This is a genomic window from Pleomorphochaeta naphthae (assembly GCF_055396005.1).
Genome location: NZ_AP042457.1, coordinates 2828629 through 2844111, shown reverse-complemented (window position 1 = coordinate 2844111; position 15483 = coordinate 2828629). Strand labels below are relative to the sequence as shown.

The following is a 15483-nucleotide window of genomic DNA, read 5'->3' as shown; positions in this document are numbered from 1 at the left end:
GCACTTTATCTCTTGATATCTAAATTTTCCTTCTTTATTATTAAAATTATGAATTTACAAATACCAACAAACGAAGCTACTAATGAGCTTATAATTAAAAAATCTAGATTCATTGCTATAGCAAAAAAAGTAAAAACTTTAGAAGAAGTTAAAACCTTAGTTCAAAATACAAAAAAAGAACATCCTAATGCTAATCATGTAGTTCATGCTGCAATTGTAGGGAATCAAGGTACAATTTATAGTTATAGTGATGATAAAGAACCTAAAAATACTGCAGGAAGACCAGCCTTTGAAGTCTTAAAAGGTAGTAATTTAACTAATATTGTAATATTAATCATTAGATATTTTGGTGGAACCTTACTTGGGACAGGCGGTTTAGTTAAGGCCTATGGAGATAGTGCAAAAGAAGTTTTAAAAAAAATAAAAAGTGAAGAGCTAATTCAAAAAAGTGAACTAATTTTAAAAACATCATATGATAGATATGAAAAAGTAAAACTAATTTTAGAAAAAAATTCAGTAGAAATTTATGATGAAATATTTGACGTTGGTATTACAATTAAAGGAACATTGCCTTTGACTAATTGCGAAGATTTAAAAGCTAAAATTATAGAAAATTCGAATGCAAAAGATCTAATTGAATTTAATACCTTACCTTTCTAGCGACGTGATATCTTATTGAATTTGAGAGATTTAATTAAATCTTCACTTTCTTCTTCTTTTTTCTCTTCAGATTTAATTAATGTATCTTCATAAAAATCATTATCATCAATTGTATTTGTTAATTTTATTGCTATTGAAATTGCTTTCTCAACAGCTTTCTCTTCAATTTTATCAATTGTATCATTTTTCGTATGGAAAAAAGAATTTTTTATCCCATTATCAAAATCAAGAGCCATTAAAGTACAAGCCTTAACTTTAGCTTTATAACCACTTGCTGCATCAGTTGCTCCACTTAAAAAGGGTAACGGATGGTTTTTAGCTTTATATCCCATTGCTACAGCTAATTTCACACATTTTTGTGCCAGTTCTTTAGAAAGTGGCATTAATCCGTTAATATCACTATCAATAAAAACAAGATCATCAGCATTATATAAACAATCAAAATTTAACTGGATAGGATTTTCAAATAAAGCTTGATGTTTATCAAACCATACACTTGAGCCTCTTAGTCCAACTTCCTCAGCATCAAAACTTGCAAAAACTAATCTAGTATTAGACAAACCTTCGCCGCAATCTTTTTTCCACTTAAAATAACGTGAAAGTTGAATTAAAATACTTGAACTTATTAAATTATCCCCAGCTCCAGGAGAGGCTTCTTTAGAATAATAGTTTATTATTCTAAAAACTATTGGGCTAGCTGCTAATAATAGAACAATGATTACAATAGTTGTTAAAGGAGGAAAACCAACTTTTAAGATCCTATTCGTTAATAACTCAACTATAATTTCTACAATATTCATTATTATAGCTAACCCAAACAAAATAATTGGTAATTCTACATTTAAAAAATACCCTTTTTCACCTCTATTATTAGTTAGTAAAGGAGCACTATCATGATGAGATGTAAAAATAACAGTATTTTTAACTTCCTCCTCTGGTTCAATTACTCCATGTACATTAACACCATCTGAATCTTTAACCTTGCTCTCAAAAATAGGTTTGTAAACAATATATTCTCTATAAACATAAAAAGAAAAAAATAATACTATTAGTAAAGATAAAATAGGCATACCAAAAATTAATAATATAAGTGAGGTTATATAAACATAGGGTATTAATCTTATCCAAAGGCCATATGCTAATCCTTTATGTTTAAATTCTTGTTTAGCTGTAAAATCACAATATTCACTTAATCGTTCATTGATTGAAGAGGCACATTCTTTACATGATTGTGAACCTGTCAATCTTGGACCAAATTTTTTTATTAAATTTTCTGTCTCACTTATTGCATCCTCTGCTAAACTAGTTGCTCTCAAAGGATCTAAAGGAGATTTTCTATGAGTGTGTAAATCAGGTTTAACTAAATCTGGTTTTTTATTTTTTTTTCTACTAAAAATTTTAGTGATTTTTAACAAAAGTAACATCTCCTATTTATTAGCAAATATAATATAGCTCTTAGAAAAATTAAAGAAGGTAATATGATGCTATCTAAAGTATATAACTTTTTATTTAAAAATTTAAGCAACCCAATAGTTTTTAATTATTTTTGGTCCAACAAAAATAAACTTAATTAAAATTAGTATTTTTTTTATTAATGACGTACAAATAAATTAAAAACTATCTTGACTAATTCATCCTGTACCACTATATTATATTTCTGTTGACGTCTTGATGTCACAGATAAATGGAGAGATGGCCGAGTGGTCGAAGGCAGTAGTCTTGAAAACTACCGTGGGGAAACTCACCAAGGGTTCGAATCCCTTTCTCTCCGTATCTAACATATTTATATAAGTTAGGGATTGGAGAGGTGCGAGAGTGGCCGAATCGGGCTCCCTGCTAAGGAGTTGACCTGGTAACGGGTCCGGGGGTTCGAATCCCCCCTTCTCCGATTAAGGTCCTTGTTTAACACAAGGACTTTTTTATTTTCAATATTTATTTCTTTTTTTTTTATTTTATCTCCCATGTTTGACACTATTTTTGTATTAATATAAAATATGGTAATTCGTTGCAAATGCAACAAAGGAATAATTTATGGAAGATATTAATAAATATATTGAAGAGCTAGAAAAATGCAAACTTTTTAATTCAATCTCAAGACAAGATTTAGAAACCTTATTACCCTGCCTCAAATCAAAAGTTATATCATACGATAAAAACCAAACAGTTTTCCACCAAGGGGATCTTATTGATAAAGTTGGAATTATTTTAGAAGGAAATTTAATCATCCAAGGAATAGACTTTTGGGGAAATAGCTCAATTTTAAAAAATTTAATTCGTTATGAAATGTTTGGAGAAATATATGCTTTTGAGAAGAAACCTTTAGATGTTTCAATTATAGCAAATTCAAAATCTACTATCTTATTTTTAAGTTTAGATAAAATATTAAATCCTTGTCAGAAATCTTGTGTTTTTCATACAAGGTTAATTGTAAATTTATTACAAATATTCGCAAAGAAAGCAATCGCGATGAATAATAAAATTAGAATTTTATCTAAAAGAACTACTGAAGATAAACTCTTAACTTATTTAAATTCTTTATCATTACAACAAAATAGTAAAGAATTTACTATTCCATTTAACAGACAAGAATTAGCAGACTTTTTAGTTGTAAATAGAAGTGCTCTTAGTAAAGAACTGATGAGATTAAAAAAAGATGGTGTAATAGATTATGATAGAAATAAATTTATTTTATTGGAATAAAAATTTTATGCAAAATATAGATTTGACATTATTTTATTTAGTCTTTCGAACATAATCCCATAAAATTTTACCACTTGACATATTTAATAAAAAAGAATATAGTCGACTTTCGTAAATAAAGGAAGTAAAAGAAATTATATTCCTTTTGTTTTTTTTAAAATGAGACCTTAGCTCAGCTGGATAGAGCATCAGTTTGCGGAACTGAGGGTCGGAGGTTCGAATCCTCTAGGTCTCGACAATATGAATGCAGTTGTATACTGGAGAGATGTCCGAGAGGTCGAAGGAGACGGACTCGAAATCCGTTGTAGCGTTCCACGTTACCGAGGGTTCGAATCCCTCTCTCTCCGATAATTACTCTCTCACCTCCAGTTAAATGCTATTTATGACCCTTTATGGAGAGATGTCCGAGTGGTCGAAGGTGTACGCTTGGAAGGCGTATGTGCCCGAAAGGTACCGAGGGTTCGAATCCCTCTCTCTCCGTTTTTCAGTCGGTAGATTCTGTACTATGGATAATTACCCAACCCCGTCAGGACCGGAAGGTAGCAGCGGTAAGTAGTTTTTTCATGAGATACAGGTGATTTACCGACTGTTTTTTTATATTTATTTCTTATATAAAATCTTATATAATTACATTGATTTTATGCTATAATCATAAATTGTAGGAGAATTGTATGGCTTATGAAGTAACAGCAACAAGAAAACGACCTCAAAATTTTGATAGCCTAGTTGGCCAAGAATTTGTTGTTTCAACAATAAAAAACTCTATTAAAGCTAATAGAATTGCTCACGCATATCTTTTTTGTGGACCTAGAGGTGTTGGAAAAACTTCATCAGCTAGACTTTTAGCAAAAGCTTTAAATTGTGAGCATGGACCTACTCCAAATCCTTGTGGAAAATGTGAACTTTGTGTTGAAATTACAAAGGGTAATTGTAACGATGTAATTGAAATCGACGGAGCAAGCAATAATAGTGTTGATGACATTAGAAATATAAAGGAAGAAGTTCGCTTCCATCCACAAAAGGGAAGATATAAAATTTATATAATTGATGAAGTTCATATGCTAAGTAAAAGTGCTTTTAACGCATTGTTAAAAACAATTGAAGAACCCCCAAGTTATACTATTTTTATTTTTGCAACAACAGAAACTCAAAAAGTTCCTGCAACAATTAGAAGTCGTTGTCAACAATTCCATTTTCAACTTATCAATATTGAGACAATTAGTGCTTGTTTAAATCAAGCTGCTAAAGATTTAGAAATTGAAGCTGATCCTGATGCCATTTTCTGGATTGCTAAAGAAGCAACAGGCTCAATGCGTGATGCTTATACACTTTTTGATCAAGTTGTAGCCTTTAGTAACAATCATATTACCCTTGATAAAATCAAAGATAAACTTGGTTTAATTGGTATAGATCAAATAAACACTATATTTACCCATATAATTAATAAAGATATGAAAAATGTTCTATCAGAACTTGATAATATGTTAAAAGCTGGAATTTCTGTCGAACAATGTATTAAAGATTTTGCTACTTATTTTAGAACACTCTTATTACTTAAACAAAATATTTCAGACCCAAACATTTTGGGAATGCAATCTAAAGATATTCCAGAAAAAATTATAAAGACATATTCATCTGAACAAATAGAAGCAGGTCTTGAATTATTTATTAATTTATATAGAGATATTAAATATTCTATAAGTCCTAGATTTGAACTTGAACTTGCTATAAACAAACTTCAAAATCTAACTCAATTAGCCTCACCTATTATAGTTATGCAAAAAATTGCTGAACTTAAAAATGAAATTTTATCTGATTCAAATATTTCTAATGAAAAAGTAAGTAATGTAGAAAAGCAAGCAGAACTTCAAAAGCAAGCAGAACTTCAAAAGCAAGCAGAACTTCAAAAGCAAACAGAACTTCAAAAGCAAGCGGAACTTCAAAAGCAAGCGGAACTTCAAAAGCAAGCGGAACTTCAAAAGCAAGCAGAACTCCAAAAGCAAGCGGAACTTCAAAAGCAAGCAGAACTTCAAAAGCAAGCAGAACTTCAAAAGCAAGCGGATCTTCAAAAGCAAGCGGAACTTCAAAAGCAAGCGGATCTTCAAAAGCAAGCGGATCTTAAAAAGCAAGCGGAACTTCAAAAGCAAGCGGATCTTCAAAAGCAAGCGGATCTTAAAAAGCAAGCGGAACTCCAAAAGCAAGCGGATCTTCATAATACTAAAATCATCGCAGAACAAAGAAAAACTGAAGAAATAGCAACATCAAGACAACAAAATCAAGCAAATAATAATTTATTTACTCTTGAACAATTGCCACTGATTGTTGATTTAATGAAGAACAAATATTTTAAAGTTTCAACAGCGTGTAACAAAATTACAAAGGTTGAACAAAGAGGTAGTACTCTCGTTTTATACACACCTTTAAATTTTAACTTAGTAATAATGAAAGAAAACGAAAGAATTATTAGAGCTGCGATAAAGAGAATTTGTGGGTATCAAGGCCCAATAGCATTTGAATTAGAAAATGTTAAACCTAGTATAACAGAAAAAAAAGCAATAGATCCTTTTGTTGAAGAAACAAGGAAAATGTTTAGAGGCAAAATAGAAGAAGTTGACTAATTTAAAAAAAAACTTTATTAAACAATTGATTAGATTAATTATTATAGGAGGAAGGCGATTTAGCCTAAATTTAATATGAACCCATTTGATATGATGAAAAATATGAAAGACCTACAAAAGAATGTAGATAAAATGAAATCACAATTAGAAACCATTTTCGTTACAGGTAGTGCTGGAGCTGGGATGGTTGAAATAACCATTAATGGAAAATACACAATCACTGACATTAAAATTGATAAAGCAATTGTAGACCCAGAAGATGTTAACACTTTACAAGTATTAATTGCAGCAGCTTTTAATAATGCTTCAGAAAATCTACAGAAAAAACTACAAGAAGAAAGTGCTAAAATGGCAGGATCTTTTGGCAATATGTTTGGACAAAACTAATGAGTGCTTTAGAAGATTTAATCGAACACTTAAGCAGACTCCCCAGCATTGGACCGAAAACTGCGTCAAGACTAGCTTATCATTTAATAAAAACAGATAATGGGTATAACCAATTATTGGGGAAAGAGATTGCAACAATTCAAGATAAAATTTTCCCTTGTAGCATTTGTGGAAGTTTTACTGAAACAGACCCTTGTCCTATTTGTTCAGATCCATCAAGAGACCATAGCACCATTTGCATAGTAGAACAACCACAAGATGTAGTAACACTTCTATCAAGTGGTGTTTATGATGGTATGTTTCATGTATTAGGTGGGGCTATAAGCCCAATTGATGGCATTGGAGTCAATCAATTAAATTTTTCAAATTTAGTAAAACGCCTAAAAGAAGGGTCTTTTAAAGAAGTTATAATCGCAACAAATCCTACAGAAGAAGGGGATACAACAGCTTTGTATATAAGACAGCTATTAAAAGATAGCGATATTAAGATAACTCGACTCGCAAGTGGTTTGCCAATTGGTGGAGATATTGAATATGCAGATAAAGTTACCGTTGCTAGATCGCTAAGAGGAAGAATTAAATTTTAAGAAAAAATAGTCTCATCTAGAGACTATTTTTTTATATAGTTTTGAAATTCATTAAATCTTTTTTCCATAATAGAAACTCCATGATTATAAAAATCATCTAAAACCTTAATATCTTGCTCTAAATGTGAAATGCTATTTACTTCAGGTTGAATAACAAAAATCCTATTTTCATCTTCCAATTTTTTTATTTCCGATAGCCTATTATTATATCTTAGATGTCTTGAATTCAGTGCTTCTACTATTTTAGGATATTTTTTATATTTATGAGCTATTATAGATTTCATTAATTTGCTATTTTCTTTTTTAATGTATCCTTTTTTCTGCGTTAATACCAAAACAACAATCTCTTCATTTTTTTCTAAGGCTCTATTTAAAGGAATAGAATTTGATACACTACCGTCAACATAAGGTATTGAATCAATTTCAACAATAGGTGCAGCTAATGGCATGCTACAAGAAGCTCGACAACTCGCCATATCGCGTTTATAAGGGTCAATCCTTAAATATTCACATTTCCCTGTCAAACAGTTCGTTGCAACAAGTTCTACATCATGATTATATTTTATGAAATTCTCATAACTATAGGGAAAAGTTTTTTCAGGAAAATCTATAAATAACTTATCCATATCTAAAATTTTAGAAGTTAAAAATTTACTTTTATGTATATATCTATTTTTTTTATTATCAATTAAAATAGTATTTCTTGATCTACCTTTCTGGTGTGAGGCATAATTCAAACCATTACTTGCTCCAGCAGACACTCCAAGGATTTTAGAGAAGTAGATATCTCTATCCATAAGAAAATCTAATACTCCTGCTGTAAAGATTCCTCTATTAGCCCCGCCTTCTAATATTATAGTTCCATTAATTTCCATAAAATCCTCAAAAAAAACATGCAAAGCAAACTAGCCTTACATGCATTCACCATTATTTAATATGTCTTTCTTTTTTTATTTTTTCATAAGCTTCTTGTATTTCTCTAAACTTCTTTGTTGCCATTTTTGAGAATTCTTCAGGTAAGCCTTTAGAAGCGATTGTATCAGGATGATATTCTATACTCAATTTTCTATAAGCCTTTTTAATCTCTGACTCTGTTGCATTCTTTTGTAAACCTAAGATAGTATAAGCAGCTTCTATAGAATCAGAAGTTGTATATTTATTTTTTAATGCGTCAAAATATGATGGAGAGAATCTAAATATTGATATAACTTGTTTTATAATATTTTCTTCTTCTTTTGATAGTGTTCCATCTGAAATTGCAACTTTAAATAAAGCTTCTATAGTTAACTGTAATATTGCTTGATCATGGCTAAATCCAGAATACAATTGTCGAGCAAACTGTTCAACTGTACCACCGTTGACTAAAGCAGCCTCAAATACTCTTCTTGCAGCCTCTTTTGATGCAGCATCTAAACCTAATTCATTATCAATAAATTTATTTACAGCGGCTCTCTCTTCATTACTGACTCTAGAATCAGCCTGTGTTAATCTTGCTAAAAGAGAAAATACACCAACAAAGAACAACATGTTTCTCTGTTCAACACGATTCATTCTTCTTTGACCAAATTCGTAATATTTGGTGCTAGAAGAATTCTGATCATAATTTTCTGCATGATCAAACAGATTACCAAAAGCAACTCCTGCTATTAAACCAATAGGCCCACCTAAAGTAAAGCCAAGAATTCCACCTATAAATTTACCAAACCATGCCATTATAATTTATCTACCAACATTGAACACTTACCAGAAGGAATTGGAAGTGTTTTCTTCTTATTTTCATCTACTATTTCTATAGTGAAATAATAAAGCTTTTCACTTTCTAGACGAATTTCCCATCCTCTAGCATTCTTATTACTTAAAATAGTAATCATATTTCTTTTTAGGGAAAGACCTTCTATTCCCATTGCTTCACGACTTGTCATAGTCCAATCTACAGTCTTCCTTGGTAAAGAAATATCCATACCTATTATATTTTCTATCATCAATGAAATAGTGATTAACCCATTCATCGCTATATGTCGTTTCCTTGGGAAATTTGGAAGTTCTAAAGTAGTACTCTTTCCTTCTTTATTTGGTAAATAACCTTCCCAAACATCGTCAATTTTATCTGAATCTGGATGAAAAGTGTCTAAGATAAAGTATAGATGTCTAATAGCACATTCACGAGCAAAAACAAATTCATTATATTTAATTAAACCTTTAACAACCATGAATGTATTAATTGGAATAACACCACCACACCAACCATTTCCTGATTCACTAAAGTTTGGTGAACTAACAGGTAAACCTGGGAAAGGATTGTCTGTACCAAATTCTTCTGGATTATGTAATTTTTCAATTAAGAATGAAGCTCTTTCATCATTTGGGATTTCTGCTAAAAGTGTCCAATATGCACCGATAAATTTTTCACCGACTTTTTTCCCTTTTGAGTTTAAATCATAATAAAAGCTTGTTTCTTCATCCCACATGTGAGTATTAATTCTAGTTTTAAGTCCAAAATACATTTTTTTGTATTTAAAACTTAGCTCTTTATCATTTAAAATATCACCAATAGCAGACATATAGAGAGCATTCATAGCTAATTGTGCATTAAAGTCAATTGGGTAAACACAATTCTTTCTAGGAATGTTACCACTTAAACAAGCTGAAACAGGAACAGAATATAATCCGTTATCTGCTTTGAAGTTTTCGGTTAACCATTCAAAGTATTTTTCTAATTTTGGGACGACTTCTTTTAATCTTTTTTTGTTTCCAATTTTATGATAAAAAGTAAACTCAACATAGGCTAATAAACAAGGAGCTAAGCCTAATGGGTTATTGGGATTTTTTACAATAGCACCAGTTTCAACTGAATAATCACTTCTAATTGCTCCATCTTCTTCTTGTTTTGAATAAAAATAATCTATCAAAGCAAATGGAGAATATTTTTGATTACTGTAAACCAAAAATAAAGCTGACATACAAGCTTCAAACTGATTAAAGGTTTTTTGATTTGGATATGACAAATATTCCCCAACAAATCCGTTTTGTTCAGTACCGCTCTTCCATTGTTCATTTATCCACACCCATGTACGATTATACATGTCGACAAAATCTTGATCATAAAAATGTATTGCTGGAACTAATTCCTTAACCAATGTCTTCTCCTCAAATCTAATGAGATCACTAGAATCTAATAAAATACAATATAATAATAAACTCTTCAAGAGGCAATTTATTAACGTACTTTATTATCATACACTATATTTTTAAAATTCTAACAAAAAAAATAATTTTTTTACCATTTTTTTATCATTTTTTTTAATAAATCACATTAATAGCCCCTTCCTTTATCGTAATTTCAATTTTGTCTACTTTTTTTCCCACCATTTCTCCATCAATATGGATTGGCATATCATGATTTTTAGAAAATATATTTATCCATTTTTCTTTTGAATATGAAAAATGCTCATCATATAATTGTTTACCCGATAAAAATTTTATAGCTGTTTTTATAATTTTGTTTTTAGCAATAGGCTTAGCAGCATAAACAAAATCTAAATATCCATCATTGAGAATAGCTTTAGGTGTCATTAAAAAAGCTCCTCCCATCCTTCTTCCATTTCCAATTGATAATTGTTGAGATTTTATATCTATAATTCCTGATTCTTTTTCAACTCTCAGATCTAATGGTAAAGGATAATGTCTTAATAAATTTAATAAAGCTAAAATATAACTTAGTGTCCCAGATACTCGCTTATAACTACTTGCGATAAAATTAACTGATGGCTCAAAACCAATACCTAGCCCATTAATGAAGTGGGCACCTTCTAAAAACCTACCACCAACACAAAATCCTACATCTATTTGTTTATAATTATTATTTTTAATTTTTTTTACAATATCATTGATTGATAATTTATTTATTTTTAACATCCAAGCAAAATCATTTCCTCTACCTATTGGTAAAATGGAGAATATAGGTCTTTTTTCAATTGGTAGCCCCAATTCTTCTGACCTTTTTAAAATACCATCTATGCTTTCATTTACAGTTCCATCTCCACCGGCTGCTGTAATAAAATCATATTTACCTACAGCTTCATATGCTATTTTTCTACAATCATTTCTAGCTTCTGATTTTATTATATCAACTACTATATTTTCACTCTTAAATGCTTTTAAAATAATTTTATCTAATTTACTAGACTTTCCTTTATTTGCATTAGGGTTTAATATTACTAAACCTTTATTCCCCATCTATTTATCCTTGATAATATACCTTAAATATATTTATAATTTTCATCTATTTTACACTATAGCAACACATCTAACAAGTTTATTGATTTTTTTTTCTTTTTTCCTATAATTTGCTTGTTTCTATTTTATAAATAATATAAACATTAATTTATAACAAATATGACTAAAACAATTGAAAAAAGAAACTTCTATAAAAAATTACTACAATTAGCAGTTCCAATAATGGTTCACCAACTTCTAATAAATTCTGCATCTTTTGTAGATACTATAATGATAGGACAATTAGGAGCGGAGAGTGTTGCCGCTGTAGGGTTAGCTAATCAAATGTTTTTCTTGATTAATCTAATCTACTTCGGACTAGGTAGTGGATCTGGGGTACTTATGTCCCAGTTTTGGGGTGCTAAAAACCAAAATGGATTTAAAAAAGCTTTTGTTCTTGCGATTACCACAAGTTCTATTTTTGCATTGATATTTAGTTTTTCTTCATTCTTCTTCCCACGCCAAATAATGTCCTTTTTTATAAAAGATGAACAAGTTATTATACTTGGAATCCAGTATCTTAAAATAGTTAGTATAAGTTATTTTTTCTCTTCAATAGCATTTATTTATGCTACAGCTTTTAGATCAATCCACAATACAAAAATTCCTTTATTTGTAGCTCTTTTATCATTATCAATAAATACTCTTGGAAATTATGTATTAATATTTGGAATTGGCCCTTTCCCTAAGTTAGGTGTACAAGGTGCTGCTATTTCTACAACTTTTTGTAGGTTCGTTGAAGGGGCTCTACTAATTGGCTTAACATATAAAAAGAAAAATTCAGCTTTAAGATTAAATAAAAATAGCAACCTTGTTTTCACTAAAATATTTATAAAAAAATTCTTTAAAGCAAGTTCCCCTGTAGTTCTAAACGAATTAACTTGGGCACTTGGTATGGTAGCTTACAAATATGCATTCTCTAAAATGGGAACAAACGCTATAGCAGCCGTTCAGGTTACAGAATCTATAACAGGCTTATTTTTTGTTGTAATTATGGGATTTAGTATGGCTGCATCAATTATGATAGGAAATAAAGTAGGTGAAAAAGAATATGAAGTGGCCCAAATAATGTCTAATAGATTTTTATTTATTAGCTTAATAAGTGGAGTTCTTATGGGACTTCTATTATTAGTTTCAGCGCCTGTTTTAACTAGATTGTTTTCTTTAAATGATACAGTATCAACTTTAATTATTAAAACTCTTTTCTACTATTCTTTTCTCTTTCCTTTAAAATTTGTGGTTACTGTTATTATAGTTGGAATTATTAGAGGTGGAGGAAGTACAACTTTTGCTTTTTTATCAGAAGCTCTATGTGTATGGTTAATAGGAGTTCCTTCTGTATTTATAGCTATTTTTATATTCGATCTTCCTCTTCCATTAGTTTACCTTGTTATGAGCTTAGAAGAAGTTGCAAAAACTATTATAGGTTTTATTAAAATCAAATCCAAAACTTGGATAAAAGATTTTACTCAATAACAAGTATACAATTGTACAAATAATTTGTCTTTTAAAGTTTATAGTTTCAACTTAATTTGACCACTTCTAACTTGTTATCTATACTTAGACTGTAACGAGGAGTTATTTATGAATACAGTTTTAATAAATGGTACTGTTTTAACAGGATATGCACAATTAGAAGATTGTGCAATATATATAGATGAAAACGGAAATATTGGTGATATTTTCAATATGAAACGTTTTGCTCAAAAAGAATTTCCTTCAGACACTGTCGTAATTGATATACAAAATAGTTATGTAATTCCAGGTCTTATAGATACTCACATCCATGGGATTGGTGGATATGGAACTGAAGATAATTCTCCAGATGCTATCTTAGGAATGAGTGAAAGACTTGCAGATTTTGGTGTTACTAGATTTCTACCGACAATATACACAGATAGTGAAGAAAATATGATTGCAGGAATAAAAGCAATTGTAGATGCTATGGGAAAAGAAAAAGGAGCTATAATTCAAGGAGTAAATGTTGAAGGTCCTTTTATCTCTTCTAAAAGAATTGGAGCCCAAAACCCAGAAGGTGTTAGAGCTGTTGATTTAGATCTTTTCCATAAATTTCTAGAAGTAGGAAAAGGTAATATAGTTTGTATGACGGTAGCCCCAGAGTTGAAACACATGCGTATGTTAGCCCTTGAAGCTAGAAAACATAACGTCGTTTTATTAGCAGGGCATACAGATGCTACTTATGAAAATATCCTTGAAGGCATGCAATGTGGAATTCTGCATTCTACTCACTTCTTTAATGCAATGAGTCGACTACATCATAGAAACCCAGGCACAGTTGGGGCGATTATGATTCAAAAAAACATGAAGGCAGAGATTATCTGTGATGGAGTTCATGTCCATCCTGAATTAGTAAAACTACTTATTCGAGAAAAGCCTCTTGATAATATAGTAATGATTACAGATGCTTTAAAACCAACAAAACAAAGAACAGGTTGTTTACTTGCAAATGGTGTTGAAGCCCAATTAAGTGAAGAAGGTGCTTTTATTAGCAAAAAAGACCCATCTCTATTCTTAGGTAGTTCTCTTACTATGTTACAAGGTCTTAGGAATATGACCGACTGGGGAATATCTTTATCAGATTCTGTCCAAATGGCTTCTTGCAATCCAGCTAGAATTTATTCAATGAATAAAACTGGTGCCTTAATCCCAGAATATAAAGCAGATTTAACGGTCTTAGATAAAAATTTACAGTTGAAAGCTTTGTTTATTGGGGGTAAGCTAATAAGAGATCGATTAGCATAAGGGAGTAGAAATGAAAAATATCAAAGATTTAGAACCTAAGGCACTTTTTTCCTATTTTAAAGATATCTCAGATATTCCAAGAGAATCAGGAAATGAAGAGGGAGTTAGACAATATTTATTAAACTTTGCTAAAGAAAATAATTTTAAAGCAAAAGTTGATAAAATTGGAAATGTCATTATTTATGTCCCAGCAACAAAAGGATATGAAAATAGGAGTTCAGTGGCTTTACAAGGTCATATGGATATGGTCTGTGTAAAAACTTTAGAGTCTACACATGATTTTACTAAAGACCCTATTGAATTACAAATCGATGGAGATTTCCTTAAGGCTAAAGATACTACATTAGGTGGCGATAATGGTATTGCAATCGCAATGGCTCTTGATGTATTTACTGATAAAACAGTAAAACATGGTCCTTTAGAAGGAATCTTTACAGTAAGTGAAGAAACAGGTTTAACTGGAGCTTTTAATATAGAAGAAGATAATATAAAAAGCAGAAAGTTAATTAATTTAGATAGTGAAGAAGAAGGTATAATCTACATAGGTTGTGCTGGTGGTATAGAAACTCAAGCAACGTTGAAAGCTGATAAAGATAAAGTTGATTCATCATATAAAGGGTATAAATTAACAGTAAAAGACTTACTTGGTGGACACAGTGGTGCTGAGATACACATGCAAAGAGCTAACGCTATAAAGCTCATTGCAAGAACACTAGTAGATTTAAAAACTCTTCGCCTAGCATCAATTGAAGGAGGAACGAAACGAAATGTTATTCCATCCTCTTGTGTAAGTGTCTTTGCGATTGACCAAAGTGAAGAAAAAGCGCTTAAAGATGCAGTCGAAAAACTAAAGCTTATATACAAAGAAGAGTTCTCAATCCAAGAGCCTAATATAACAATATCATTAGATGAAGAAAAAGTTGAAAAAGCATTTTCAACTAAGGATAGTACTAACTTTATTAGATCTCTATATCTTGCTCCGCATGGTGTTGCTTCAATGAGTATGGAATTAAAAGGAGTTGTAGAAACTTCTTCTAACCTTGCAATAGTTAAAACAACGGCTACAGGTTTAGAAGCTATAAGCTCTCATAGATCTTCAATAATGAGCAGTAGAGATGATATTGCAAATAGATGTGCTAAAGCCTTCTTAACTTGTAATGCTGATGTTGTACAAGTTGGAGCTTATCCATCATGGAAACCAGATTTATCTTCTAAATTAACTAAGTTCTGCGCAAAGGCATATGAAGAATATGCAAATAAAAAACCAGTTTTGACAGCTATTCATGCAGGGCTTGAATGTGGAATTATCAATTCTAGAATTAAAGGTATGGATTCTGTTTCATTTGGACCAGATATGTTTGGTGTTCACTCAGTGAATGAAAAACTATCTATTTCTTCAACAAAAAGAACTAGTGAATTCTTAAAACATTTATTATCTATAATTGAATAACTATATTTGGCTAATTAATTATAATATTAACTAGCCAAAATTT

Annotated in this window: 13 protein-coding genes, 5 tRNA genes and 1 other RNA gene; 14 read left to right on the top strand and 5 right to left on the bottom strand. The window is 30.5% G+C overall.

From position 1 onward, the window contains the following. Positions 1 to 48 precede the first annotated feature (48 nt). Positions 49 to 660 (top strand): YigZ family protein, encoded by a 612-nt coding sequence (locus ACZ5SO_RS12955; RefSeq protein WP_464625146.1) that lies wholly within the window; start codon positions 49 to 51, stop codon positions 658 to 660. Here the strand turns inward: ACZ5SO_RS12955 and ACZ5SO_RS12950 are convergent. Further along, a complete protein-coding gene (locus ACZ5SO_RS12950) occupies positions 657 to 2075 on the bottom strand; it encodes a M28 family metallopeptidase (RefSeq protein ID WP_464625144.1) in 1419 nt (472 codons plus the stop codon). The two genes, ACZ5SO_RS12955 and ACZ5SO_RS12950, sit on opposite strands and share 4 nt — an antisense overlap. A gap of 271 nt (positions 2076 to 2346) precedes the next feature. On the opposite strand from ACZ5SO_RS12950, the gene ACZ5SO_RS12945 reads away from it, so the two are divergent. From ACZ5SO_RS12945 to recR, 10 genes are all read left to right on the top strand, one after another. Then, positions 2347 to 2431 (top strand) — tRNA-Ser (locus ACZ5SO_RS12945). 30 nt (positions 2432 to 2461) lie between these two features. Continuing rightward, positions 2462 to 2548, top strand: a tRNA-Ser gene (locus ACZ5SO_RS12940). Positions 2549 to 2691: 143 nt separating this feature from the next. Then, positions 2692 to 3360 carry a Crp/Fnr family transcriptional regulator gene (locus ACZ5SO_RS12935; RefSeq protein WP_464625143.1) on the top strand — a complete coding sequence of 223 codons (669 nt, stop codon included), beginning with the start codon at positions 2692 to 2694 and terminating at the stop codon, positions 3358 to 3360. A gap of 161 nt (positions 3361 to 3521) precedes the next feature. Next, positions 3522 to 3595, top strand: a tRNA-Arg gene (locus ACZ5SO_RS12930). A 24-nt stretch (positions 3596 to 3619) separates the two neighbouring features. Continuing rightward, positions 3620 to 3707: transfer RNA gene (locus ACZ5SO_RS12925), tRNA-Ser, on the top strand. Positions 3708 to 3754: 47 nt separating this feature from the next. After that, a tRNA-Ser gene (locus tag ACZ5SO_RS12920) sits at positions 3755 to 3840 on the top strand. Positions 3841 to 3849: 9 nt separating this feature from the next. Beyond that, positions 3850 to 3948, top strand: an RNA gene (ffs, locus tag ACZ5SO_RS12915) — signal recognition particle sRNA small type. Between the two features lie 83 nt (positions 3949 to 4031). Continuing rightward, a complete protein-coding gene (gene dnaX / locus ACZ5SO_RS12910) occupies positions 4032 to 5978 on the top strand; it encodes a DNA polymerase III subunit gamma/tau (RefSeq protein WP_464625141.1) in 1947 nt (648 codons plus the stop codon). Between the two features lie 75 nt (positions 5979 to 6053). Further along, positions 6054 to 6365 carry a YbaB/EbfC family nucleoid-associated protein gene (locus ACZ5SO_RS12905; protein ID WP_464625140.1) on the top strand — a complete coding sequence of 104 codons (312 nt, stop codon included), beginning with the start codon at positions 6054 to 6056 and terminating at the stop codon, positions 6363 to 6365. Further along, positions 6365 to 6952: a recombination mediator RecR gene (gene recR, locus ACZ5SO_RS12900; protein ID WP_464625138.1), complete on the top strand. Its 588-nt coding sequence runs from the start codon at positions 6365 to 6367 to the stop codon at positions 6950 to 6952. Before ACZ5SO_RS12905 ends, recR begins: the two co-directional genes overlap by 1 nt. Before the next feature lie 23 nt (positions 6953 to 6975). Here the strand turns inward: recR and ACZ5SO_RS12895 are convergent, their stop codons facing one another. The 4 genes from ACZ5SO_RS12895 to ACZ5SO_RS12880 form a co-directional block, all read right to left on the bottom strand. Then, positions 6976 to 7827 (bottom strand): patatin-like phospholipase family protein, encoded by an 852-nt coding sequence (locus tag ACZ5SO_RS12895; RefSeq protein ID WP_464625136.1) that lies wholly within the window; start codon positions 7825 to 7827, stop codon positions 6976 to 6978. Between the two features lie 52 nt (positions 7828 to 7879). Beyond that, entirely contained in the window at positions 7880 to 8665 is a 786-nt protein-coding gene (djlA, locus tag ACZ5SO_RS12890; protein WP_464625134.1) for a co-chaperone DjlA, read from the bottom strand. Further along, positions 8665 to 10089: an MGH1-like glycoside hydrolase domain-containing protein gene (locus ACZ5SO_RS12885; protein ID WP_464625133.1), complete on the bottom strand. Its 1425-nt coding sequence runs from the start codon at positions 10087 to 10089 to the stop codon at positions 8665 to 8667. The genes djlA and ACZ5SO_RS12885 overlap by 1 nt, the downstream gene beginning before the upstream one ends. 163 nt (positions 10090 to 10252) lie before the next feature. Further along, complete coding sequence (locus tag ACZ5SO_RS12880; RefSeq protein ID WP_464625132.1) at positions 10253 to 11188, bottom strand: diacylglycerol/lipid kinase family protein; 936 nt, start codon at positions 11186 to 11188, stop codon at positions 10253 to 10255. A gap of 159 nt (positions 11189 to 11347) precedes the next feature. On the opposite strand from ACZ5SO_RS12880, the gene ACZ5SO_RS12875 reads away from it, so the two are divergent. The 3 genes from ACZ5SO_RS12875 to ACZ5SO_RS12865 all read left to right on the top strand — a co-directional run bounded on the left by ACZ5SO_RS12875 (position 11348) and on the right by ACZ5SO_RS12865 (position 15440). Further along, positions 11348 to 12703, top strand: a complete 1356-nt coding sequence (locus ACZ5SO_RS12875) for an MATE family efflux transporter (RefSeq protein WP_464625130.1) — start codon at positions 11348 to 11350, stop codon at positions 12701 to 12703. A 108-nt stretch (positions 12704 to 12811) separates the two neighbouring features. Then, positions 12812 to 13990, top strand: coding sequence for an N-acetylglucosamine-6-phosphate deacetylase (nagA, locus tag ACZ5SO_RS12870; protein WP_464625129.1), 1179 nt, complete (start codon positions 12812 to 12814; stop codon positions 13988 to 13990). Positions 13991 to 14000: 10 nt separating this feature from the next. Further along, positions 14001 to 15440, top strand: coding sequence for an aminoacyl-histidine dipeptidase (locus ACZ5SO_RS12865; RefSeq protein WP_464625128.1), 1440 nt, complete (start codon positions 14001 to 14003; stop codon positions 15438 to 15440). Positions 15441 to 15483: the final 43 nt, after the last annotated feature.